At 71.1% G+C, this 22,349-nt stretch carries 16 protein-coding genes and 1 tRNA gene; 15 read left to right on the top strand and 2 right to left on the bottom strand.

The features are described 5' to 3' along the window. The first annotated feature begins 48 nt into the window (after nucleotides 1–48). From AYO52_RS13650 to AYO52_RS13630, 5 genes are read left to right on the top strand one after another with little or no spacing between them, the layout of a single operon-like run. Nucleotides 49–687, top strand: a complete 639-nt coding sequence (locus AYO52_RS13650; RefSeq protein ID WP_067718391.1) for a TetR/AcrR family transcriptional regulator — start codon at nucleotides 49–51, stop codon at nucleotides 685–687. Next, nucleotides 680–1,876, top strand: coding sequence for an alanine racemase (locus AYO52_RS13645; protein ID WP_156523617.1), 1,197 nt, complete (start codon nucleotides 680–682; stop codon nucleotides 1,874–1,876). Before AYO52_RS13650 ends, AYO52_RS13645 begins: the two co-directional genes overlap by 8 nt. Then, the gene (locus AYO52_RS13640) at nucleotides 1,873–3,207 is read left to right on the top strand and encodes a M20/M25/M40 family metallo-hydrolase (protein ID WP_067718385.1); all 1,335 of its coding nucleotides are present in this window, start codon (nucleotides 1,873–1,875) and stop codon (nucleotides 3,205–3,207) included. The genes AYO52_RS13645 and AYO52_RS13640 overlap by 4 nt, the downstream gene beginning before the upstream one ends. Continuing rightward, a complete protein-coding gene (locus AYO52_RS13635; RefSeq protein ID WP_067718383.1) occupies nucleotides 3,204–4,439 on the top strand; it encodes an MFS transporter in 1,236 nt (411 codons plus the stop codon). The genes AYO52_RS13640 and AYO52_RS13635 overlap by 4 nt, the downstream gene beginning before the upstream one ends. A 55-nt stretch (nucleotides 4,440–4,494) precedes the next feature. Next, nucleotides 4,495–6,528 (top strand): DEAD/DEAH box helicase, encoded by a 2,034-nt coding sequence (locus AYO52_RS13630; RefSeq protein ID WP_067718381.1) that lies wholly within the window; start codon nucleotides 4,495–4,497, stop codon nucleotides 6,526–6,528. Between the two features lie 9 nt (nucleotides 6,529–6,537). Here the strand turns inward: AYO52_RS13630 and AYO52_RS13625 are convergent, their stop codons facing one another. Continuing rightward, nucleotides 6,538–7,296, bottom strand: a complete 759-nt coding sequence (locus AYO52_RS13625) for an HNH endonuclease family protein (protein ID WP_172812175.1) — start codon at nucleotides 7,294–7,296, stop codon at nucleotides 6,538–6,540. A 157-nt stretch (nucleotides 7,297–7,453) separates the two neighbouring features. Between AYO52_RS13625 and AYO52_RS13620 the strand changes: the two genes are divergently transcribed. The 5 genes from AYO52_RS13620 (at nucleotide 7,454) to AYO52_RS13600 (ending at nucleotide 15,521) form a co-directional block, all read left to right on the top strand. Then, entirely contained in the window at nucleotides 7,454–10,342 is a 2,889-nt protein-coding gene (locus tag AYO52_RS13620) for a DEAD/DEAH box helicase (RefSeq protein WP_253702163.1), read from the top strand. Between the two features lie 113 nt (nucleotides 10,343–10,455). Further along, nucleotides 10,456–11,094: a hypothetical protein gene (locus AYO52_RS13615; RefSeq protein WP_253702161.1), complete on the top strand. Its 639-nt coding sequence runs from the start codon at nucleotides 10,456–10,458 to the stop codon at nucleotides 11,092–11,094. 50 nt (nucleotides 11,095–11,144) lie between these two features. Continuing rightward, nucleotides 11,145–12,332, top strand: a complete 1,188-nt coding sequence (locus AYO52_RS13610) for a metallophosphoesterase (protein WP_082924018.1) — start codon at nucleotides 11,145–11,147, stop codon at nucleotides 12,330–12,332. After that, entirely contained in the window at nucleotides 12,329–14,965 is a 2,637-nt protein-coding gene (locus tag AYO52_RS13605; protein ID WP_067718373.1) for an AAA family ATPase, read from the top strand. Before AYO52_RS13610 ends, AYO52_RS13605 begins: the two co-directional genes overlap by 4 nt. 76 nt (nucleotides 14,966–15,041) lie before the next feature. Next, entirely contained in the window at nucleotides 15,042–15,521 is a 480-nt protein-coding gene (locus AYO52_RS13600) for a MarR family winged helix-turn-helix transcriptional regulator (RefSeq protein ID WP_067718370.1), read from the top strand. Between the two features lie 61 nt (nucleotides 15,522–15,582). Here AYO52_RS13600 and AYO52_RS13595 read toward each other — a convergent pair. Beyond that, nucleotides 15,583–15,655, bottom strand: a tRNA-Arg gene (locus AYO52_RS13595). 193 nt (nucleotides 15,656–15,848) lie between these two features. On the opposite strand from AYO52_RS13595, the gene argS reads away from it, so the two are divergent. Genes argS through thrB form a run of 5 tightly spaced genes read left to right on the top strand, consistent with a single transcriptional unit; the run spans nucleotide 15,849 to nucleotide 22,303 of the window. Then, nucleotides 15,849–17,501 (top strand): arginine--tRNA ligase, encoded by a 1,653-nt coding sequence (argS, locus tag AYO52_RS13590; RefSeq protein WP_067718367.1) that lies wholly within the window; start codon nucleotides 15,849–15,851, stop codon nucleotides 17,499–17,501. Next, entirely contained in the window at nucleotides 17,498–18,916 is a 1,419-nt protein-coding gene (gene lysA / locus AYO52_RS13585; RefSeq protein ID WP_067718365.1) for a diaminopimelate decarboxylase, read from the top strand. The genes argS and lysA overlap by 4 nt, the downstream gene beginning before the upstream one ends. Beyond that, complete coding sequence (locus AYO52_RS13580; protein ID WP_067718363.1) at nucleotides 18,913–20,265, top strand: homoserine dehydrogenase; 1,353 nt, start codon at nucleotides 18,913–18,915, stop codon at nucleotides 20,263–20,265. Before lysA ends, AYO52_RS13580 begins: the two co-directional genes overlap by 4 nt. Next, entirely contained in the window at nucleotides 20,262–21,344 is a 1,083-nt protein-coding gene (thrC, locus tag AYO52_RS13575; RefSeq protein ID WP_067718360.1) for a threonine synthase, read from the top strand. Before AYO52_RS13580 ends, thrC begins: the two co-directional genes overlap by 4 nt. Continuing rightward, complete coding sequence (gene thrB / locus AYO52_RS13570; RefSeq protein WP_067718358.1) at nucleotides 21,341–22,303, top strand: homoserine kinase; 963 nt, start codon at nucleotides 21,341–21,343, stop codon at nucleotides 22,301–22,303. The genes thrC and thrB overlap by 4 nt, the downstream gene beginning before the upstream one ends. Nucleotides 22,304–22,349 lie beyond the last annotated feature (46 nt).

Genomic DNA, 22,349 nt, shown 5'->3' with positions numbered 1-22,349 from the left:
GTGCGGTGAACGGTGTGCACGTCCACGTCGTCGTCGTACCATGGACGCGTGACCAGACGACTTCCTGCCGATCAGCGCCGGGCGCAGCTCCTCCAGGCCGCCCTTGAGATCGCCGAACACGACGGACTGGGTGCGGTGACCGTCCGCGGCGTGGCCGAACGGGCGGGCGTGTCGCTGGGGGTCGTCCACTACTGCTACACGGATAAGGAAGAGCTTCTCCGCGAGGTCATCGGCGCCGTCAACTCGGAGGTCCACCAGGCCGCCCGGGCCTTCGTGAGCGTTGACTTCGATTCCGGGATCCGGGGCACCGAGGGCCTGCGGCGACGGCTGTACGAGGCGATCGACCTGATCTGGGCGGTGATCTCCGCATCGCCCGACCGGCAGCTCCTCACCTACGAGATCGTGTCGTACTCGTTGAGGACCCACGGGCTGCCCGAAGTCGGCCTGGCCCGCGACCAGCAGGAATCCAACGAGGCAATAGTGCGTTCGGTGCTCGAGCGCACGGCGCAGTCCGCCGACGTGCAGTGGGCGATGGGCCTCGACGACATGGTGCGCGTCGTCCTGTCGATCATCACCGGCATCAGCCTGCGGTGGCAGATCTACCGGAACGACGACGAGGCCAACGACCTCCTCCACCGGGCGGTCGACCTCGTCGTACGGGACGCGCGACCGGTCGACGGTGCCTAGCAGGGAGGCGGACGGCCTCCCCGTGGTCGTCGACTCGCTCCGGGTCGCGACCGCGGGCCTCGACGCGCCCCTCGCCGCTCTGCACCTGCCGAGTCTGCGGGCGAACGTGGACGACCTACGCCGCCGGGCAGGGGGCACCAGGATCCGGGTGGCGAGCAAGTCCGTGAGATCCCGAGGCGTGCTGCGGGAGGTGCTCGGCGACCGGCTGCGCGGCGACGACTCCGTCCGCGGGATCATGGCCTACTCGCTGGACGAGGCGTTGTGGTTGGTGGAGTCGGGGTGCGACGACGTCCTGATGGGGTACCCCACCGTCGACCGCTCGGCCCTGGGACGCCTCGGAGCAGATCCGCAGGCGCTGGACTGCGTGACACTCATGATCGACCATCCGCGCCAGCTGGAGATCGCACGGGAGGCGGGGGCGTCCGGGGCGCGGGTGTGCATCGACGTCGACTGCTCCCTCCGGCTGGGGTCCGTCCACCTGGGCGTGCGCCGCTCCCCGCTACGCGGACCGGACGACGTCGAGCCGCTGGTACGGCGGGCCGTCGCCACCGGCTTCCGCGTGGTGGGCGCGATGTTCTACGAGGCGCAGGTGGCCGGGGTGCCCGATGACGTGCCGGGGATCGGCGTCGTCAAACGGCTCTCGATGCGGCGGCTGCGGGATGTGCGACCGGCGGTGGCGTCCACGATCGAGTCGATCACCGGGACACCGCCGGAGATCATCAACTCCGGGGGATCCGGGTCCGTCGCCGAGAGCGCCGGAGCGCCCGCCGTCACCGAGGTCACCGCGGGATCGGGACTGTACGTGCCGGGGCTGTTCGACGCCTATCGGACCTTCACCCCGCGGCCGGCGCTGCTGTTCGCACTGCCCGCCGTGCGGACGCCGGCCCGTGGTCTCACCACGTTCCTGTACGGGGGATACGTCGCGTCCGGCGTCCCGGGGCGCGACCGGCTCCCGGTGCCCGCCGCCCCGGCGGGGTTGCGATACCTCGGTCGGGAGGGGGCCGGAGAGGTCCAGACGCCCGTGCGGGGGCAGGTGGCCATCGGCGAGAGCGCATGGTGGCGTCACGCGAAGGCGGGGGAACTGTGCGAGCGGTTCGACACTCTCCACGTGGTGGACGAGACTGCTGACGGGCCCGTCGTGGTGGATCGCTGGCCCACCTACCGTGGTGAAGGGAAGTGTTTCGGATGACCGACGCCCAGCAGATGTCCGGGCAGGCGCGGGAGCGGATGCATGCCGAGGCCGTCGCGATCACGGCGGACCTCGTGTCGATCGACTCGACCAACACCGGTGACCCCGCGACGATCGGCGACGGCGAGACGAGGGTGTGCCGCCGGATCGCCGAGTACCTCGACGAGGTCGGCATCTCCAGCGAACTCGTGGAGTCTGTTCCCGGACGAGGGAGCCTGTTCGCCCGGGTCGAGGGAGCCGACCCGGACGCGGGCGGACTGGTCGTGCACGGACACGTCGACGTCGTCCCCGCAGTCGCCGAGGACTGGACCGTCCCGCCGTTCGCCGGTGAGATCCGCGACGGCTGGCTCTACGGACGAGGCACCGTCGACATGAAGAACATGATCGGCATGATGCTCGCGGTGGTCCGCCACTACCGCCGGGAGGGGATCCTGCCCCGGCGGCCGCTGCTGCTCGCGTTCTTCGCGGATGAGGAGGCCGCGGGGATCATGGGTGCCAAGTGGGTGGTCCGGGAGCGGCCCGAGATCTTCGACGGCATGACCCAGGCGCTCAGCGAGGTCGGGGGCTGGTCGGTACCGGTCGACGGCCGCCGCCTCTACCCGATCGCCGTCGCCGAGAAGGGCGTCGCCTGGGCCACGGTGACCGCACACGGGACCGCCGCACACGCGTCCCGCCCGACCGGGGACAACGCCGTCGCCGCGATCGCCGGGGCGGTTCATCGCGTGGCCGATCTCGACTTTCCGGTGCAGCCGACCGAGGCAAACACCGCGCTGGCCGCGGCGGTCGGTCGGCTGGCCGGAGGAAGCGGCGAGGTCGCCGAACTGCCGGATCGGCTCGAGGTCCTCGGGCACTTCGGGCCCCTCGTCTCCGCCTCGCTGTCCCACACCGCCTCACCGACGGTCCTGTCCGCCGGGTACAAGACCAACGTCATCCCCACCGAGGCACGCGCGGAGATCGACTGCAGAGTACTCCCCGGAGGTGAGGACACGTTCCGTGCCGAGATCGAGCAGGAGCTCGGCCCCGACGTGACGGTCGAGTGGATCTGGGAACCACCGATCGCCGCACCGGCCGACGCCCCGTTCGTGGAGGTGATCCGCGAGGCCGTCAGGCAATCCGACCCCGATGCCATGGTCGTGCCGTACCTGTTGCCCGCCAGCACGGACAACAAGCATCTGGCCCCGCTCGGGATCGACGGCTACGGGTTCGTCCCACTGCGCGTGCCCGACGAGTTCGACGTCTTCGGCCATTTCCACGCCGTGGACGAGCGGGTACCGGTGGACGCACTGCATTTCGGTGCCGACGTGCTCGCCCGAGTGCTCCGATCCGCGTGAGGGGCGCGCTCACCGGACATCCGACGCCGTCTGCGCGGACCCGCCTGCCCGCGGACGTCTGGGTCCTCGTCGCGGCCGCGTTCGCCGTGGCGATCGGCTACGGTCTGGTCGCCCCGGTGCTGCCGCAGTTCGCCCGCAGCTTCGACGTGTCGGTCACGGCGGCGTCGGTCATCGTCAGCGCATTCGCGTTCTTCAGGTTGGTGTTCGCGCCGGCCGGTGGGTTCCTCGTCGACAAACTCGGCGAGCGGTGGGTCTACATGTCCGGTCTCCTCATCGTGGTGGTCTCCACGTTGGCGACCGGGCTGGCGCAGAACTACTGGCAGCTCCTGGTCTTCCGCGGTCTCGGCGGTCTCGGGTCGACGATGTTCACGATCTCCGCGATGGCCCTGCTCACCAGATTGTCCCCGCCCGGCGCCCGGGGACGGATCGCCGGCCTGTACGCGACCGCGTTCCTCATCGGCAATATCGGCGGTCCGGTTCTGGGCGGATTGTTGGCGGGCTTCGGCATGCGCATCCCGTTCTTCGTCTACGCCGGCACGCTGCTGGTGGCGACCGGCGTGGTGGCGGTCTTCCTCCGCGGGGGCCGACGGCCCTCACCCGACGACGGGTCCCCCGAGCAGGAACCCCTCCCGGTCGCCGAGGCGCTACGGCACAGCGGGTACCGCGCCGCGCTGATCTCCAGCTTCGTCAACGGGTGGACCTCGTTCGGTGTGCGGGTCGCCATCGTCCCGCTGTTCGCCGCGGCCAACTTCGATGCCGGCGCCGGTATCGCCGGCACCGCGCTGGCGTCGTTCGCGGTGGGGACCGCCTCGGTGGTCTCCGCGGCCGGGTGGTTGTCCGACAGGTACGGGCGACGTCCGATGGTGATCCTGGGTCTGGTGATCTCCGGCGTCACCACCCTCGTCCTGGGCTGGTGTGACACCGTGCCGTTGCTCGTGGCGGCCTCGGTCATCGCCGGGATGGGCGCCGGGATCCTCAACCCGTCGCAACAGGCCGCTGTCGCGGACGTGATCGGCGCGGACCGGGCAGGCGGCAAGGTCCTCGCCACCTTCCAGATGGCCAGCGACTCCGGAGCGATCCTGGGACCGGTCGTGGTGGGGCTGGTGGTGGACCTGCTGGGCTACAAGGCGGGGTTCGCGGTGTCCGGCGTGCTCCTATTGGGGGCCGCGATCCCGTGGATCATCGCCGAGGAGACCCGTGAGGCCACGAACCCGGTGACCACGGGGGAGTGACCTGCGGCAGCCGTGTCGCTCAACAGCCCCCTGACGCCGTAGAATGTAAAACCTCATGGAGAACAACGACGAGGACCGTACCGCCACCGCCGGCGACGAGGTCGACACCGACGCCAGCAATCCCGAACCAGCCTCCGCCGCGGACAACGGCGCCGCGAACAATGGCGCCGCGGACAACGGCGCTGCGGACACGGCCGCGCCCGCGCGCACCGGCGCCGCCGCCCCTGCAGCCGGCGGTGAGGACGAGCCCGAGGTGACGTTCGCCGACATGGGGCTGGCCCCCGCGGTCGCGCAGGCGGTCAGGGACGTGGGTTACGAAGTCCCCTCCGCCATCCAGGCCGCGACGATCCCGCTGGTCCTCGAGGGGCGTGACGTGGTCGGCCTGGCACAGACCGGCACCGGTAAGACCGCCGCGTTCGCGCTGCCCATCCTGTCGCTGATCGACCCGGCGGTGAAGAGCCCCCAGGCCCTCATCCTGGCGCCGACCCGAGAGCTCGCCCTCCAGGTCGCCGAGGCCTGTGTCACGTACTCGGCGAACATGCCGCAGGTGAACGTCCTGCCCATCTACGGCGGGCAGGCCTACGGCATCCAGCTCTCGGGGCTGCGGCGCGGTGCGCAGATCATCGTCGGCACCCCGGGGCGTGTGATCGACCACCTGAAGAAGGGCACGTTGGACCTGTCGGGTCTGCGGCACCTCGTCCTGGACGAGGCCGACGAGATGCTCGCGATGGGGTTCCAGGAGGACGTCGAGCGGATCCTGTCGGACACCCCGGAGACGACCCAGGTGGCCCTGTTCTCGGCGACCATGCCCGCCGCCATCCGGCGGATCTCGCAGAAGTACCTCACCAATCCGACCGAGGTGAAGGTGGCGTCGAAGACGTCGACCGCGCCGAACATCACGCAGCGCTACGTCCTGGTCAACCACCGGGACAAGCTCGACGCTCTGACGAGGATCTTCGAGGTCGAGGACTTCGACGCGATGATCCTGTTCGTCCGGACGAAGTCCGCCACCGAGGAGCTGGCAGAGCGACTCCGTGCACGGGGGTTCTCCGCCGCGCCCATCAACGGCGACATCCCGCAGAACCTGCGTGAGCGCACGATCGAGGCGCTGAAGGACGGTCGCACGGACATCCTCGTCGCCACCGACGTGGCCGCCCGGGGTCTCGACGTCCCCCGGATCAGCCATGTCGTCAACTACGATATCCCGCACGACACCGAGTCCTACATCCACCGGATCGGCCGGACCGGTCGCGCCGGTAGGAGCGGTGAGGCGCTGCTCTTCGTCACCCCGCGCGAGCGCCGGCTCCTCTCCCAGATCGAGCGGGCCACCCGCCAACCGTTGACCGAGATCCAGCTCCCGAGCGTGGACGACGTCAACGAGATGCGGATGGCCAAGTTCGCACAGTCGATCACCGAGAGCCTCGAGGACCCGAGCATCGCGCTCTTCCGCCGACTGGTGGAGGAGTACGCCTCCGAGCACTCGGTCTCGATGTCCGACATCGCCGCCGCTCTGGCGACCCAGTCGCGGAACTCGGACGACTTCCTCATGCGGGAGCCCGAGCGCCCGCCGCGCCGGGACGACCGTCGCGAGCGGCCGGCACGCGACTTCTCGGACGGGCCGCGTCCGTCGCGGTCGGGGAAGAACATGGGGCAGTACCGGATCGCCGTGGGTAAGCGGAACAACGTCAAGCCCGGCTCGATCATGGGCGCCCTGGCCAACGAGGCCGGGCTCCGGGGCGGTGACATCGGACGCATCTCGATCCGGTTCGACCACTCGATCGTCGAGCTGCCGGCGGATCTCCCCGCGGACCAGCTCAACTCGATGAAGGGAATCCGGGTCGGGGGTTCCGAGATCGACATCCGCCCCGACTCCGGCGCTCCGTCGGGTCGTCCGTCGTCGTTCCGGGACGACAGGGGCGGCAAGCCGCGTGGCGGCGGACCCCGACGCGATGACCGTGGTGACCGTGGTGACCGGCGCGGCGGCCGTGACGAGAAGCGCGACGACCGTGGGGGCTTCCGCCGCGGTGACGACGACCGCCGCGGTGGTGGCTTCCGCGGGCGTTCCGGCGGGGGCCCGGACCGCCACTGACGCCGGGCCTTACGGGCCGGGCGGGCACCGCCGGATCGCGCCCGCGAGAGCGTCATGATCGGCCCTCGTCACCGGCAGGCCGTAGGCGATGGCCGCGGTGAGGTACCGGGAGGCGTAGAAGCAGTGTCGACCGGGATCCGGGGGTAGCCAGTCCGCCGGGGTCGAGTCGCTCTTGCCGGTGTTGACCGACGCTGCGACGGCGAGCAGGTTCCGGTCGACGTCGTTGGCGAACGCGGCACGTCGCCCGGCCGGCCACGACCACGCGCCCAGGTCCCACGCCGCGGAGAGCGGGTAGACGTGGTCGACGTGGATGCCGCGCACCCCCGTGGTGCCCACGTCGACGAGCCTGCCGGTGTACGGATCGGTCAGGACTCCGCCAGACACCTCGCACCGTGCCCCGGGCGTCCTGGTGCCGCCGACGAGGTCGCGGGCCAGGACATCGTGACGGGTGGAGCACCCGTTTCGGGACCCCGGCGCCCCGGTGGTGTCACTCCAGGCCGGGCCGAACACGCACGCGGACGCCCCCGAGCAGTCCCGCTCGTACCCGGGAGCGGGGTTCCGCGACTCCACCACCTCGACCGCGTCGAGCAGTGCCCCCACCGCTTCCCGCGGTGGGCTGCCCGGGACGGAGCGGGGCGGTTGGCCGGACCACCACACGGCGGCGAGCACGCCGAGCACGACGAGGGCCAGGGCGAGCGCCCGGGGTGCGGGCGGCGGCACGACTCGGCCAGCAAGCGGGCGCCTCCGGGTACGGGGATCATGGCTCACGCATCGAGTCTGACGCGGGGGTCGTCGGGTCGCGCCCGCCGACGGGGTCGGCAGGGCGGGACTGTGGACAGGTGCGCGCCTGTGGACAGCGGCCTCGCCTGTAGCTCTCAGGGGAGCACGCGGGCCCGCTGTCGGACCGGCGTGCTTACATGTGCACGTGACCCCGACCGCCGCACCCCGACTACACGCCGTGTGGCAGTCCGGGGTCGTGGGGTTGTGGTGCGAGACGGGATTGCGTAGGCCGGAATCGATCGCCCCCGCCGCCGAGGTCACGGCTGTGGGCCGGGCCGGAGCCCCGCCGGAGGTGATCCGGTTCCTGGAGCGCTACTCGCTGACGCACCGGATCGGGGTTCGTGCCCCGGTCGAGGGCCGGGTCCGGACCGCGACGGTGCCGGGGATCCGGGTCTCGGTCGGCGCGGCGGTGGATCTGTCCGGGATGGTCGACGCCACCGACCACTGGGTCGGATCCGGGCTGCGGGCCCTCGCGGCACTCTCGTCGGGCGTGGCCGCCTTCGTGCGTGCGGGGCACGTCGTCCCCGTCCTCGGCCGTTCGGAGGGCGCATGGGACGCGTCATGGACTCTCGCCGCCTCACCCGTGGTGTCGGCGTGGGCAGCGGAGAGCCTGTCCCGGTGCCACGGGCTGGTGGCGAACCGCGAGGACCTCGACCGACTACTCGCCGCCCTGGCGGACCAGCACGCTCGGATGGCCCTGGCGCCCCTGGCGGGCGATCGCCGGAGCGACCTGGGCACGGCCTTGATCACGGGCGGGGGCGTGACGTCCGGGGGCCAGGCGTTGGCGGAAGCGATCGACGAATTCGGACGGGCGGCGGCGGCACGGGACGTCGAGGTGGTGTTCCGGATCGTCGAGCCGACCGGCGGTGACGACGAGGGCCCGGGCGATTCCGACGGCGGGGCCGGGCACGCCGCGCCCGGGGAGATCCTCTGGCGGCTGGAGACGCTGGTGCGCACGGGCACCGATTCCCTTCGGCCCTTCACCGAGCTGCCCGATACGTCGGCCGTGGGTGACGCGGTGCGCGACGTCGTCGACCGGGCGGTCCGGTCGTGGCCACCGCTGGGGCGTGCCACCCACACCGCCGGCAGTCCGGACCTGATGATGCCCACCGACCTGGTGGTGCAGTTGGTCGACGAGGGGGTGGAGGCACTACGGGGGAGAGGTGTCGAGATCCTCCTGCCGCGAGCCTGGACCAGGGTGCGGACCGCCGTCCGGGTCGCGGTCACGGAGCCGGGCACCGAGAACGTCGATTCGGGGCGTCGGCTCGGGCTCGATCAGCTGGCGGACGTGAACTGGGAGATGGTCGTCGACGACGTCCCCCTCGACCCCGCCGAGGCCCAGATGCTCCTCGACGCCGCGTCCGATCTGGTCAAGCTCCGCGGACAATGGGTCCGGGCGGACCCCGGTGCACTGCGTCGGGCGGCCCGCTTCCTCGCCGCGCGGCGCGGGGGGCGGGTCACGGCACCCGCACTGGTCGCCGCCCTGATGTCCGAGGAAGGCGAGGGCGTCGAGGTGGAGGCGCCCACGACCATCGACTGGATTCCCTCGTCGTCGTCGATCCCGGTCGACCTCCCACCCTGGTTCCGCGCCACGCTCCGTCCGTACCAACTGGAGGGGGTGCGGTGGTTGACCGCGCTGTCCAGCGCCGATGTCGGCGCCGTGCTGGCCGATGACATGGGGCTCGGCAAGACCATGCAGGTGCTCGCGCTCACCGCGTCCGAGCACGCGGCGGGCCGGACCGGCCCCACTCTCGTCGTGGCGCCGCTCACCCTGGTGGCCACCTGGGCCCGGGAGTCGGCGACGTTCGCCCCGGAGCTGCGGGTCCACGTCCATCACGGACCGGCCCGCGAACGGGGTGACGACGCGGCCACACTACTCGGAGCCGCCGACCTCGTGCTGACCTCCTACGGGACGGCGTCCCGGGACGCGGAACTGCTCGCCCGGGTGGCCTGGCGGCGGTTGGTCGCCGACGAGGCCCAGACCATCAAGAACCCCTCCACCTCGGTCGCGCGCGCCGTCGTCTCGATCCCGGCGGAGCACCGGATCGCGCTGACAGGGACACCGGTGGAGAACCGGTTGGACGAGCTCCGCGCCGTCCTGGACTTCGCCAATCCGGGGATGTTGGGTTCGGCCAGCACCTTCCGTGCCCGGTTCGCGATCCCCATCGAGTCCCACCGTGACGAGGCCGCGGCATCGAGGCTCCGGGCACTCGCCGCACCGTTCGTGCTGCGCCGCCTCAAATCCGACCCCCGCGTGGTCGCCGATCTCCCGGACAAGCAACACATCAGGGTCGATTCGCCGCTGACCCGTGAGCAGGCGACCCTGTACCGGGCGGTCGTCGAGGACATGATGGAACAGGTCAAGGAGTCCGAGGGGGCCGCCCGCAAGGGCGCCATCCTCTCGGGGCTCACAGCCCTGAAACAGGTGTGCAACCACCCCGCCCACTACCTCGGGGACGGGTCCGCACTCCTGCGCGGCGGCCGCCACCGTTCGGGCAAACTCGCCGCACTCGACGAGGTCCTCACCGAGATTCTCGACGCGGGGGAGAAGGTGCTGCTGTTCACCCAGTACCGGGCATTCGGCGATCTGATCCTGCCCCTACTCGAGCGTCGGGCCGCCACCGCCGTGCCGTTCCTGCACGGCGGGGTCACCGCGGCCGGACGGGCTCAGATGGTCGAGGAGTTCCAGGCATCGCACGGCCCACCGGTGATGCTCGCGTCGCTACGCGCGGGAGGGACCGGACTGACCCTCACCGAGGCCAACCACGTCGTACACCTGGATCGCTGGTGGAACCCGGCGGTGGAGAACCAGGCCACCGACCGGGTCCACCGCATCGGCCAGACCCGGGTGGTCCAGGTGCGCACGCTCGTCGCACCGGGCACGGTCGAGGACCGTATCGACGAACTCCTCGAAGCCAAGCGGGACCTCGCGGAGTTGACGCTGGGACCGTTGGCCGGCGCGCTGACCGAGCTCGCGGACGCGGACCTGGCGGCACTCGTCGAGTTCACCGACGTGGGGCGGGACGAACCGTGAGCGGCGAAGCGGGCATCCGGGCGAGGTCCCGGGCCGGGCAGTTCGGCGCACACATGTGGAGCAGACGCTGGGCGAGTGACATCGAATCCGGGGTATCCCGGGGTGACGCCCACATGGCACGACAGGACGCCCGCAGGGGCAAGGTCCTCTCCCTGCACCACTCGGGCCGGTCCGTCCGGATCGACGTCGACGGGAGCAGACCGGAACCCTTCACCGTGGAGTTCACGTTCGCCCCGCTCGACGACACCGACTCCGACGCCCTGCGCATCGCCCTCAGGCGGGAGGAACGGGGAGTGCTCGGCGCCCTGGCCGGGGACTTCTCCGACACCGTCGGGTTCCTCCTCCTGCCCGCGGTGCACGGGGCGACCACGTTCACCTGCCATTGTCCGGTGCAACCCGGCCCCTGCCGACACGTGCTGGCGGCCGCCTACATCATGGTCGAGTGGTGGGACTCCCGGCCGGAGGTGTTGTTCGAGCTCAGGGGCCTGCGACCCGAGCAACTCGGCGCCGTCCTCCGGGGCGGAGGGGACGACGACGAGGTGTCCTTCGACGTGGAGGAGACGCTGTGGGGTGGTGAGCCGATCCTGCCGGCGTCGCCGTCACCCGGGCCGGCCGGTCTCGAGGACCTGCTGGACGCGCCCGTCACCCGCAGGCTCGCCGCGGCGGCGACCAACGACGCGCTCGAGCAACTCCGGGTGGTGGCGGACCTCGAGGACTTCCTCGACGCGTTCGGCCGGTACCGGCCGCGGTGAGGCGGGCCGCCGGTGCGTAGCGTGTCCGACCCGCGTCCTACGATGCGGCCATGACCAACCCACGGGACGGCGACGCCATCCGATTCCTCCACTCAGCCGATTGGCAGCTCGGTATGACCCGGCGGTTCCTCGGAGACGAGTCCCAGGCCGTCTTCACGGCGGACAGGCTCGCGGCCGTGGAGGCACTCGGTGGGTTGGCCGAGCGACACGGGGCACAGTTCGTGGTGGTCGCGGGCGACGTGTTCGAGGACAACGCGGTACCCCGGTCGGTGGTACTCCGCGCGGTCGAGGCCCTGTCCGCGTTACCGGTGCCGGTGCTGGTGCTGCCGGGCAATCACGATCCACTGGACGCGTCCTCGGTGTTCCGGTGCAGGGACTTCTCCCCGGCGCTCGAGGGCGGGGTCGTCGTGGTCCTCGACGGTTCGGGCCCGGTCGAGGTCGTTCCCGGCGTCGAGGTGGTCGGCGTCCCGTGGACGTCCAAGCGTCCGGACCCCTCGCGGTTGCCGGCGCTTCTGGCGTCTCTCGAACCCACTGACTCCGTGCGGGTCCTCGTGGCGCACGGGGGTACCGACGAGATCTACGGCGGGCACTCCCCGTCGGTCGAGGCGATCGCCGTGGCTTCGCTGGAGGAGGCGATCGAGTCCCGCCGCCTGGACTACGTGGCGCTCGGGGACAGGCACTCGGTCACCCGCGTGGGCTCCGGCGGGCGCATCTGGTTCTCGGGGAGTCCGGAGACCACGGACTTCGACGACGTGGAGAAGGACTCCGGCAACGTCCTACTGGTCGAGCTCGGTGGGAGAGGTCCGTCGGGGGAGAGGCGAGCGTGCGAGGTCACCCCGCTGGCGACGGGCCGGTGGTCCTTCCTGGCGGTGGACGCGGAGATCGATACGGACGGGGACCTCGACTCCCTCGCCGAGCGGATCGAGGCGGTGCAGGACAAGCCGCGCACCGTGCTGAAACTCGGGCTGACCGGCACCGTCGGGGTGGCCCTGCGCGCGCGGATCGATGCGCTCCTGGAGACCTGGGACGCGGTGTTCGCCTCCGCGTACCTGCGCCAGTCACGCACCCACCTCGTGGTCCGCGCGGAGGACTCGGACTTCACGGATCTCGTGGACGGGTATGCGGGCCGCGCGGTCGCGGACCTCGTCGACATGGCGGCCACCGGCGGGGTGGACGCCGAGGACGCCGGGCACGCCCTGAGCTTGCTGTACCGGCTCGTGGACGGGGGAACGCGATGATCCTGCACCGGTTGATGATCGAGGACTTCCGCGGGGTGGTGCGCGAGGAGGTCGACCTGCCCCCGCGTGGGGTGCTGGTGATCGAGGGCCCCAACGAGTCGGGGAAGACCAGCCTCATGGACGCCTTGGAGATGCTGCTCGAGCACAAGGCCTCGTCCGGGCGTGCCGAGATCAAGGCTGCCAGCCCTGTCGGCAGGGACGTCCCCGTGGTGGTGGAGGCCGAGTTCTCCGTCGACGGCGAACGGATGCGCTACCGCAAGGAGTTCGTCCGCGGCAAACGCACCTCCCTCGAGTTCCCGGGTTCGGCACGCACGGCGATGGCGGGAGACGACGCCCACGACTTCGTCCGCGACCTGTTGGACCGTCAGGTCGACAGGTCACTGTGGCGCGCCCTGCGCATAGCCCAGGACGAACCTCTGGGCCAGGTCGACGCGGCCAAGGGTATGGACTCTCTCCGCCGCGCGTTGGACGCCGCGGCGGGCGGTGAGGACCCGACCGGCGACGACTCGCTGGTCGAGCGCGTCGCCGAGGAACGCAATCGCTATCTCACTGCGCGGCGGGGCGAGCCGACCGGCGACCTGGCGCGGTCGGAGTCCCGGCTCACCGAGGCGCGGGCCGCGCTGTCCGAGGCACGGGCCCGGCACGCGGAACTCGACGCGGCGGTCGCGGACCACGAAGCCCGGTCCGCAGTCCATCGCGCGCGACTCGACGCGCTCGCCACGCTCGAGAAGGAAGTCGGGCGTCTCGAGGCCGCGGGCCGGGCAGTCGCGGACCTCAGAGGGGTCAGCGCATCCGCCGATGCCGAGGTCGACCGGGCGGTGGCCGCGCATGACGCCGCGCTGCGCGAGCAACGAGAGCGTCGGGAACTCATCGACAGGGCGATGACCGAACAGCGGAGGGAGACCGATCTGCGGGCGGCTGCCGCCACCGCGGCCGAGAGGCTGGAACCCGCCCAGCAGCGGGCCCGTCGGGCGCGGGCCGAACTGGAGGCGGCGGAGAAGCGAGTGATCCGGGCCCGCACGCGCCTCGATGCCGCACGCGCGGTCGAGGAGGGCGACCGCAGGCGGGCGGACCTCGAGCACCTGGAACGACTCCTCGGGACCCTGACAGAGGTGGGGGACGAGCTGCGCCGCAAGGAGGCGGAGCTCGCCGCGGTCGACGTCGCCGATGGCTCGGTCGACGCCATCCGCCGCGCGGACGAGACGCTGCGGGAGGCCGTCATCCGGTCCGCAGCCAGTGCTCCCCGGGTGGAGATCACCGGGGAGGGCGAGTTCCGGGTCGGAGGGGAGGGCCTCGACGCCTCTGCGGGGTGGACGCACGAGATCGTGGAGGACACGGTCTTCGAGGTCGGGACGGTATCGCTGACTGTCGTCCCCGCGGGTGACACGGACTCCGTCCGACGGGACGAGCAGTCCGCTCGCCTCCGGCTGGACCACCTTCTCGCGGAGCTCGGTGTGGAGAACCCCACGGAGGCGGAGGAACGCTCCCGGCGGGCGGGCGCGCTGCGTGCCGAGATCGAGGCACTGCGTCGACGGCGATCGGACCTCCTCGGCGGCGAGACGGCGGATGATCTCACCGCGAGGCGGGACGACCTGCGCTCACGGGTCCCGGCCGGGACCGTGCCGTCCGGCCAGGTCGCGGAGGAGAGGGCAGGAGGAGCCGTCGCGGAGGGGGAGGACGATCCGGAGACCGAGTACGCCGCCGCGGAGGAATCGGTCGTCCGCTGCAGGGCGGAGGATCGTGCCGCATCCGCCGAGGCCGAAACACTCCGCACCGAGTACGCGACCCGTATCGCACTGGCAGACGAGGCAGCCGGCCGGCACGGTGAGTGCGGGGAGGCGCTGTCGGCCGCGCGAGACGCCACCCCGGATCTCAGCCTCGAGGAGAAGGCGGGGGCGGCGCGCCTCCGGGCAGAGACCGCCCGTGAGAAGGCACGCGAGGCGAAGGCGGAACTGGACGAGGCGCTCGCCGACGCGCCGCCCGGTCTGCTGGACAACGCCCGGGCCTCACTGTCTTCACTGGCCGCCGAGGAACGCGAATCGGCTGCTGCCGTCGCCACGTCGATGGGCCGGGTCAACGCGATCGGCGACCAGGGCCGGCTCGAGGGGGTCGCTTCCGCCGAGCGCGAACTCGAGGCGGCGGAGAGGGAGAACGCAGCGCTGTGGCGCCGAGCCCGTGCGGCGGACCTGCTCCACCGCACACTCGCGGCGCGTCGATCGGAGGCTCTGCTCGCGTACCAGGCCCCGTTCCACAGGGCGGTCGTCGAACTCGGTTCCCTCGTGTACGGGCGTGACTTCGACGTCAGGCTCGGCGAGGATCTGACCATCCTGTCCAGGCGGGTCGGGGATGTGACCGTCGACTACGAATCGCTATCCGGGGGCGCCAGGGAGCAGTTGGCGGTGATCGTCCGGATCGCCTGTGCGCGACTCGTCGGCGACGACGGCGTCCCCGTTTTCCTCGACGACACCATGGGCTATACGGATCCCTCTCGCCGACTCACCATGGGAGCGGTCATCGCCGCGGCTGCGGCGACGTCACAGGTCATCGTGCTCACGTGCGACCGCGCCCGGTTCGCGGGCATCGGGGGCGCACACACCCACGTCATGCAGAGGTCTGGCACCGATCGCGAGTGAACGCCGTTGACGGCGGCGGGCGCCCCGGAGCGATGGTGGAGGAATGCCGAGTGGGTCGTCGTGCTGTAATAGCCCCATGACGGAGACACGCTGGTTGAGCGATGACGAGCAGCGCATGTGGCGCCGGTACCGCGATGTGAACCAACTGCTCGAACTCGCCATGGAGCGCCAACTCCAGCGGGACGCCTCGATGTCTCAATCCGATTACTCGGTTCTGGTGAGCCTCAGTGAGGCCGACAACCGGGGACTCCGGGCGAGGGAACTCGGCGCCGCGCTCGGCTGGGACCGAAGCCGGGTCTCTCACCAGGTCCGGCGTATGGAGGGGCGCGGCCTGGTGGCCAAGGGAGAATGCGCGGAGGACGGTCGCGGGACCGTCGTCACCCTCACCGAGGCGGGCGCCCAGGCGATCGCGTCAGTGGCCCCCAAGCACGTCGAGAAGGTCCGGGAGCTGTTCATCGATGTGCTCTCCGAGCACGAGGTACTCGCACTCACCGACATCTACGAGCGAATCGTCGACCGCATCGGTGAGGTGGACGGCATCACCCGGCCCACCTGACGCGGAGCGGGAGAGACGAGAAGGGCCCGGGCAATCGCCCGGGCCCTTCTCGTCCTGCGTGTGCCCCCGAAGGGAATCGAACCCCTGACCTTTGGTACCGGAAACCAACGCTCTATCCCCTGAGCTACGAGGGCGGGATACCGACCCTCACGGGCCGGAGGCCGCTCCAGCGGACGCCCCGCATTGGCGGGGATCGCTCGAACAGCGAGACTGATCGTAGCACCGGCGGTCGGGCAGGGCCGCATCGGGCCCGTCGGGGCTCGGACGGGTCGCCCGGACAGACGTCCGATTCCCCCCGCGACGTGCCGACACCTAGGATAGGAAGACGTGACTCCCGCCGATCTCGCCGCCGTCATCCGCGCCGCCCTCATCTCCGTTCTCGCCGACCGCGGGGCCGACACGTCGGTCGTTCCGGAGTCGGTGACGGTGGAGCGGCCGCGCAACCCCGAGCACGGGGACTACGCGACGAACATCGCTCTCCAACTGGCCAAGAAGGTGGGGTCGGCCCCTCGCGAACTGGCGCAGGATCTCGCGACCGCGCTGGTGGCCGACCCGGGCGTGGCCTCGGCCGAGATCGCGGGACCGGGGTTCCTCAACATCCGTCTCGATTCCGGGGCCCAGGGCTCGCTCGTCGCCACCGTGCTCTCCGCGGGCGAGGAGTACGGCAACGGGGACGCGATGGCCGGCCGCCGGGTGAACCTGGAGTTCGTCTCCGCGAACCCCACCGGGCCCATCCACCTGGGCGGAACACGCTGGGCGGCGGTCGGTGACGCCCTCGGTCGTGTGCTCGAGGCCTCCGGCGCAGCGGTCACGCGTGAGTACTACTTCAACGACCACGGTGCGCAGATCGACCGCTTCAGCCGTTCGCTGGCCGCGGCTGCTCGCGGCGAGGCGACCCCCGAGGACGGCTACGCGGGGGCGTACATCCAGGACCTCGCGTCGAACGTGGTCGCCGAGCACCCGGACGTGCTGGAGCAGCCGGAGTCCGAGGCCCTCGAGACGTTCCGAGCGGTCGGCGTGGACCTGATGTTCAGCCACATCAAGAACTCGCTGGCCGAGTTCGGAACCGTCTTCGACGTCTACACCCACGAGAACTCGATGTTCACCTCCGGTGCGGTGGACCGCGCGATCGAGACGCTCAAGGGCAACGGGAACCTCTACGAATCCGAGGGCGCCTGGTGGCTCCGGTCCACCGCGTTCGGTGACGACAAGGACCGCGTGGTTCTCAAGTCCGACGGCGACGCCGCCTACATCGCCGGTGACATCGCCTACTTCCTCGACAAGCGCGAACGCGGCTTCGACCTGTGCATCTACATGTTGGGAGCCGACCACCACGGGTACATCGCCCGGCTCAAGGCCGCCGCAGCGGCCCTGGGCGATGACCCGGCGACGATCGAGGTGCTCATCGGTCAGATGGTCAACCTCGTCAGGGACGGCGCCCCGGTCAAGATGAGCAAGCGGGCGGGAACCGTCATCACGCTCGACGACCTCGTCGACGCCATCGGCGTCGATGCCGCGCGGTACGCGCTGATCCGGTCCTCGGTCGACCAGACGATGGACATCGACCTGGCGCTGTGGACGTCGGCGACGAACGACAACCCCGTCTTCTACGTGCAGTACGCGCACGCCCGTCTCTGCTCCCTGGCGCGCAACGCCGCCGATCTGGGGGTCACCCCCGAGGGCGCGGACCTGGCGCTGCTCACCGAGGACCGGGAGGGTGCGCTCATCCGCACCATCGGTGAATTCCCCCGGGTCGTCGCCAGCGCCGCGGACCTGCGCGAGCCCCACCGCATCGCGCGCTACCTCGAGGAGTTGGCCGCCGCGTATCACCGCTTCTACGACACCTGTCGTGTGTTGCCGATGGGTGACGAGGAGCCGGGCCCGCTGCACGCCGCCCGGTTCGCGTTGAGTACGGCCACCCGGCAGACCCTCGCGAACGGCCTCCGCCTGATCGGCGTCAGCGCACCGGAGAAGATGTGAGCGCCCACCCCGCCGGGGCCCGGCACGAGGTCCCGCACGCGCCGGGGATCGGTGAGCGGCCCGCCGACGCGAACGACGTCATGGCACTGGCGCCCTCCGTGTGGCCACGCGGTGCCGACCGGCGCGACGACGGAGTGGTGGAGTTCGCGGGTGTCACCGCGAGCGAGCTCGCCGCGGAGTTCGGTACGCCACTGTTCGTGATCGACGAGGACGATTTCCGCTCCCGGTGCCGCGAGATGGCGGAAGCGTTCGGCGGGGCGGACCGCGTGCACTACGCATCCAAGGCGTTCCTGACCACGGAGACTGCTCGCTGGGTCGCCGAGGAGGGGCTGGGGCTGGACGTCGCCTCGGGCGGCGAGCTCGCGATCGCGCTGAGGGCCGGGTTCCCGCCCGAACGGATCACCGTCCACGGAAACAACAAGTCAGCGGACGAGCTGCGCCTGGCCGTCCGCAGTGGCGTCGCCCACGTCGTGATCGACGCGATGTCGGAGATCGAGATCCTCGACCGGATCGCCGGTGAGGAGGGCGTCGTCCAGGACGTGTTCATCCGGGTCACGGTCGGCGTCGAGGCCCACACCCACGAGTTCATCGCGACCGCCCACGAGGACCAGAAGTTCGGCTTCTCGCTCGCGGGCGGTGCGGCGATGCAGGCCGTCCGCGCGGTGTTCGACGCGCCGAACATCCGGCTGACCGGGCTGCACAGTCACATCGGGTCCCAGATCTTCGATATCGACGGGTTCGAACTCGCGGCGCGACGGGTGATCGGACTGCTGCGCGAGATCGTCGACGAGTTCGGCGCCGAGCGGACAGCTCAGCTCGACCACCTCGATCTCGGCGGCGGTCTCGGCATCAGCTACGTCTCGTCGGATGATCCGCCGCCGGTGGCCCAGTTGGCGGCGTCCCTGCGGGAGATCGTCGAGGGTTTCGCCCGGGATGCCGGGCTCGTCCCGCCGACGCTGGTCGTCGAGCCCGGTCGTGCCATCGCCGGCCCGGGCACGGTCACGCTGTACGAGGTGGGCGTGGTCAAGGACGTCGAGCTCGCGGGCGGGGAGAACCGGCGCTACATCAGTGTCGACGGCGGGATGAGTGACAACATCCGCACGGCCCTGTACGACGCCGTCTACGACGCCCGGCTGGTGGGACGCTCGTCAGACGCCGAGCCGGTGGTGTCCAGGCTGGTCGGCAAACACTGCGAGAGCGGCGACGTGGTGGTGCGCGACCTGTGGATGCCGGAGGACGTGGGTGGCGGTGACCTGGTGGCCGTCGCGGCCACGGGCGCATACTGCTACTCCATGTCGAGCCGATACAACATGATCGGGCGACCCGCCGTGGTGGCGGTGCGCGACGGGCGGGCACGATTGGTGCTGCGCCGTGAGACCCTGGACGATCTGACGAGCCTGGAGGTGGGACAGTGAGCGACGCAAGCGCGTCAGGCGTGCGACCCGTGGGGGTGGCGGTGCTCGGGATGGGCACCGTCGGATCCGAAGTCATCCGCTACATGACCGAGAACGCCGACGCACTGGCGGCCCGCATCGGCGCGCCCCTGGCCCTCCGCGGCGTGGCGGTGCGCGATCTCACCAAGGATCGCGGGCTCGATCCGGACCTGCTCACCGCGGACCCGTCGTCGTTGGTCGCGCGCGACGACGTCGACGTCGTCGTGGAGCTCATGGGCGGCATCGACGTGCCGCGTCCGCTCCTCCTCGAGGCGCTGCGCCACGGCAAGGCCGTGGTGACGGCCAACAAGGCACTGCTCGCGGAGTACACGGACGAACTGGCGGCGGTGGCCGACTCCACGCACACCGATCTGTACTTCGAGGCGGCCGTGGCCGGTGCCATCCCGGTGATCGGCCCGCTGCGCCGATCGATGGCCGGCGACCAGGTGGAGCGCGTGCTGGGGATCGTCAACGGCACCACCAACTACATCCTTTCGGAGATGGGTTCGACCGGGGCCGACTACTCGGAGACCCTCGCGGAGGCCTCCCGTCTCGGGTACGCCGAGGCCGACCCCACGGCCGATGTCGAGGGGTATGACGCGGCCGCCAAGGCCGCCATCCTCGCGTCGATCGCGTTCCACAGCCGCGTCACCGCCGGGGATGTCTACCGTGAGGGCATCTCGCGGATCTCGCCGGACGACTTCGAGTCGGCCCGCGACATGGACTGCACCATCAAGCTGCTCGCCATCTGCGAGAAGCTCACCCAGTCGGATGGGTCGGAGGCCGTGTCGGCGCGCGTGTACCCGGCGCTGCTGCCCAACACCCACCCGCTCGCCACGGTGAACGGGGCGTTCAACGCCGTCGTCGTCGAGGCGGAGGCCGCCGGTCGACTCATGTTCTACGGACAGGGTGCGGGAGGTTCCCCGACCGCGTCCGCGGTCCTGGGCGACATGGTCGCCGCCGCCCGCAACAAGGTCGGTGCGGGTCGCGCCCCGGGGGAGTCGACGTACGCCGCTCTTCCGGTCGCCTCCATGGACGAGATCTCGACCCGCTATCACGTGCGCATGCGGGTCGCCGACAAGCCGGGCGTACTCGCCCTCGTCGCCGCCGAGTTCTCGCGGCACGGCGTCTCCATCGCACAGGTGCGACAGACCGAGGTCGAACTGCCGGAGACCGAGCTCGACGATGTCGAGCCCTCCGCGGAGCTCACCGTCCTGACCCACCGGGCGTCGGAGCGCGCGCTCTCCGACACCGTGGCAGCACTGTCGGATCAGGACGCCGTCACGGCCATCACCAGCGTCATCCGTCTCGAGGGAGTGGACACCGAATGAGCAACACCCACCAGCCCGTGCACAGCCGGTGGCCCGGCCTCATCGAGGCCTACCGCGACCGACTCCCGATCGGGGACGACTGGGAGCCGGTGACGCTCTACGAGGGCGGGACCCCGCTCATTCGCGCGACCCACCTGTCCGCCGTGACGGGTTGCGAGGTGTACCTCAAGGTCGAGGGCCTCAACCCGACCGGATCCTTCAAGGACCGGGGCATGACGATGGCGGTGACGGATGCCAAGGCTCGCGGCCAGAAGGCCGTCCTCTGCGCGTCGACGGGCAACACGTCCGCATCGGCGGCCGCCTATGCCACTCGCGCCGGGATGGAGTGCGCCGTGCTCATCCCGCAGGGCAAGATCGCCGCCGGCAAGCTCGCCCAGGCCGTGATGCACGGGGCCACCATCATCCAGGTCGACGGCAACTTCGACGACTGTCTGGAGTTGGCGCGCAAGACCACCGCCACCTACGCCGAGATCGGGTTGGTCAACTCGGTCAACCCGGTCCGGATCGAGGGACAGAAGACGGCGGCGTTCGAGATCGTCGATGTTCTCGGGCGCGCCCCCGACCTGCACTTCCTGCCCGTCGGCAACGCGGGCAACATCACCGCGTACTGGAAGGGTTACACCGAGTACCACGCCGACGGGATCATCTCGTCCCGCCCGCGGATGATGGGTGTGCAGGCCGCCGGCGCCGCACCGCTGGTCGACGGCGCCCCGGTCAAGAACCCCGAGACCATCGCCACCGCCATCCGGATCGGCTCCCCGGCGTCGTGGGACGGCGCGGTGACCGCCCGCGACGAGTCCGGGGGGACGTTCCGCAAGCGCACCGACGAGCAGATCCTCGAGGCGTACCGCATGGTCGCCGGCAAGGATGCCGTCTATGTCGAGCCCGCCTCCGCGGCCTCGGTGGCGGGGTTGCTCGACGCGCACGCGGGCGGTGAGCTGGAGGCGGGACAGACCATCGTGTGCACCGTGACCGGCAACGGACTCAAGGACCCGGACACCGCTCTGCTGGGGATGCCCAAGGTCGAGGCCATCCCGGTGGATCCGTCGGCCGTCGCCGGCGCCCTCGGCCTGCAGTGAGCGAGGTGAGCGGTCCCGGCCCGGAGGTCTTCGGCAGCTCGGGTGGGCACATCCTGCCGGTCGGGCGCACGGTCACGATCGAGGTACCGGCGTCCAGCGCGAACCTCGGGCCGGGTTTCGACGCTCTCGGGGTGGCCCTGGGGCTGTACGACACGATCACGGTGACCACGATCGACTCCGGCCTCGAGCTGGAGGTGTCGGGGGAGGGCGCCGGTCAGGTTCCCGAGGACGCCTCGCACCTGGTGGCCAAGGCCGTCGAGGCCGGGCTGCGTGCCGGTGGTGTGGGTGTGCCGGGCGTACGGATCTCCTGCCGGAACGCGATCCCGCACTCCCGCGGTCTCGGGTCGTCGGCGTCCGCCGCGGTCGGCGGACTGGTCGCGGCGAACGGTCTGATGGGCGGGGTGCTGACGAACGACCACCTGGTCCAGCTCTCGAGCGAGTTCGAGGGCCACCCGGACAACGCGGCGGCCAGTGTCCTCGGCGGGGTCGTGGTGTCGTGGACGGAGCGCTCGGCGACAAGCGTGCACTACCGTGCGGTCCGCATGGAGGTGGATCCCTCGATCGTCGCCACCGTTCTGGTGCCGTCCGAGACGTCGTCGACCGCGCAGACCCGCGGCCTGCTCCCGGCCACCGTCCCGCACGAGGACGCGGCCTTCAACGCGAGCCGCGCCGCGCTGATGTCGGTCGCGCTCGCGGCCCATCCGGAGTTCCTGCTGGCCGCGACCGAGGATCGGCTCCACCAGTCCTACCGGGCCCCGGCCCTGGTCGGCACCACCGAGTGGGTCACCAGACTGCGTGAGCGGGGTCTCGCGGCGACGGTCTCCGGCGCCGGCCCGACCGTGCTGGTGTTGGGCACCGACGGGTTGCCGACCGACCTGCGCGCCGATGCCGAGGCGCAGGGATGGACGGTGCTGGACCTGCAGATCGCGGACGGTGCCCGGGTCGTGGCCGGAGACTGACACCCGGTCGGGCGACGCCCCGTCCGATCGGTAGAGCGTCCCTTCG

Origin of the sequence: Dietzia sp. 111N12-1 (assembly GCF_001658045.1) — a bacterium.
Classification (GTDB): Bacteria; Actinomycetota; Actinomycetes; order Mycobacteriales; family Mycobacteriaceae; genus Dietzia; species Dietzia kunjamensis.
Note: the sequence above shows the minus strand (reverse complement) of the source record. Positions and strands in the feature narration are given on the sequence as shown.

What these genes read in the sequence shown, in the direction of transcription:
- AYO52_RS13640 (WP_067718385.1), top strand. Translation starts at nt 1,873, where the DNA reads ATGACCGACGCCCAGCAGATGTCCGGGCAGGCGCGGGAGCGGATGCAT.
- AYO52_RS13630 (WP_067718381.1), top strand. Translation starts at nt 4,495, where the DNA reads ATGGAGAACAACGACGAGGACCGTACCGCCACCGCCGGCGACGAGGTC.
- AYO52_RS13615 (WP_253702161.1), top strand. Translation starts at nt 10,456, where the DNA reads ATGGCACGACAGGACGCCCGCAGGGGCAAGGTCCTCTCCCTGCACCAC.
- AYO52_RS13610 (WP_082924018.1), top strand. Translation starts at nt 11,145, where the DNA reads ATGACCAACCCACGGGACGGCGACGCCATCCGATTCCTCCACTCAGCC.
- AYO52_RS13605 (WP_067718373.1), top strand. Translation starts at nt 12,329, where the DNA reads ATGATCCTGCACCGGTTGATGATCGAGGACTTCCGCGGGGTGGTGCGC.
- AYO52_RS13600 (WP_067718370.1), top strand. Translation starts at nt 15,042, where the DNA reads ATGACGGAGACACGCTGGTTGAGCGATGACGAGCAGCGCATGTGGCGC.
- thrC (WP_067718360.1), top strand. Translation starts at nt 20,262, where the DNA reads ATGAGCAACACCCACCAGCCCGTGCACAGCCGGTGGCCCGGCCTCATC.